General features: G+C 64.9%; 1 protein-coding gene. It reads left to right on the top strand.

Translation table 11 applies throughout. From position 1 onward, the window contains the following. A partial coding sequence (locus M3191_RS18225; RefSeq protein WP_251701730.1) for a thiamine pyrophosphate-binding protein occupies positions 1-484 on the top strand: 484 nt, incomplete at both ends.

Here is a 484-nt window from a genome sequence, read left to right as displayed (position 1 = left end):
ACCGGCAACGTCGGCGTCTGCCTCGTGACGTCGGGCCCCGGTGTCACCAACGCGGTGACCGGCATCGCAACGGCCTACATGGATTCGATCCCGATGGTCGTGATCAGCGGCCAGGTGCCGACGGCCGCGATCGGTCAGGATGCGTTCCAGGAATGCGACACCGTCGGCATCACGCGTCCGTGCGTGAAGCACAACTTCCTCGTGAAGGACGTGCGCGACCTCGCGGAAACCGTCAAGAAGGCGTTCTATATCGCCCGCACCGGCCGTCCGGGCCCGGTGCTGATCGACATCCCGAAGGACATCTCGAAGACGCCGTGCCAGTACGAGCCGATCAAGAGCGTGTCGCTGCGTTCGTACAACCCCGTCACGAAGGGCCATTCGGGTCAGATCCGCAAGGCCGTGTCGCTGCTGCTGACGGCGAAGCGTCCGTACATCTACACGGGGGGCGGCATCATCCTCGCCGACGCGTCGCGTGAACTGAACC

Source organism: Sporosarcina luteola, assembly GCF_023715535.1.
GTDB lineage: Bacteria > Bacillota > Bacilli > Bacillales_A > Planococcaceae > Sporosarcina > Sporosarcina luteola_B.
This window is presented reverse-complemented; position numbering and strand designations above follow the sequence as displayed.